Source organism: Rhizobium sp. 2YAF20 (assembly GCF_052114685.1).
In the GTDB taxonomy this organism is placed as follows: domain Bacteria; phylum Pseudomonadota; class Alphaproteobacteria; order Rhizobiales; family Rhizobiaceae; genus Rhizobium.
Genome location: NZ_JBFRFF010000135.1, coordinates 1 through 680, shown reverse-complemented (window position 1 = coordinate 680; position 680 = coordinate 1). Strand labels below are relative to the sequence as shown.

1 protein-coding gene and 1 pseudogene are annotated in these 680 nt (G+C 57.9%); one reads left to right on the top strand and one right to left on the bottom strand.

Features of this window, described 5'->3' with window-relative positions; all coding sequences use genetic code 11:
* Positions 1-405: plasmid pRiA4b ORF-3 family protein (locus AB4Z52_RS36275; protein ID WP_442222624.1), on the top strand; the 405-nt coding region annotated here is incomplete at its 5' end.
* A 30-nt stretch (positions 406-435) separates the two neighbouring features.
* Here the strand turns inward: AB4Z52_RS36275 and AB4Z52_RS36270 are convergent.
* Positions 436-680 (bottom strand): annotated as a pseudogene (locus AB4Z52_RS36270) (IS66 family transposase); the annotation flags it as partial.

Here is a 680-nt window from a genome sequence, read left to right as displayed (position 1 = left end):
GTGCCTGATGGCGGATTTGATGGTCCCATCGATGCGCGCAAGGAAACGCTTCTTGCTGCCATCGAAGATATCGGCGCGAAATCATTCAAGTATCTCTATGACTTCGGCGACGGCTGGACGCACACCGTGAAAATCGAAAAGATCTTTCCGGCGACCGCCGGCTTCGACGATCCCTTCCTTCTCGAAGTTGCCGGACGATGTCCACCGGAGGATGTCGGCGGTCCGTGGGGTTATGAAGAGTTCCGCGAGGCCATTGCGGACACCAACCATCAGCGTCACCACGAACTCGTGGAATGGTGGGGCGATGCGCACTACGATCCTGGCGATGTCGACGCCGCCAATCTCCGCAAAAACGTCGAGGCTTTAGCTTCAAAGTGGAAGCGCCGATCGCGAAAGAAAGGCTGAACCTGCGGCCCTCGGCGAATGCTTACCGAGCGGATCGACATTGTTCATTTTTGCGGTCTGAACGAGCGTTGCGATCGTGGCCCACGTCCGACCGCCGCCAGCACTGCCGGCGAAGAGCGAGTTTTTTCGAACGATAGCTTGGGGCCTGATAGCCCGCTCGACGATATTGGAGTCTATTTCGATGCGGCCGTCACGCAGGAACTGCTCAAAGGTCTCGCGCCGGTTGATGGCGTAGCGAATGGCTTCGGCAAGCTTGGATTTGCCAGAGATGCGGG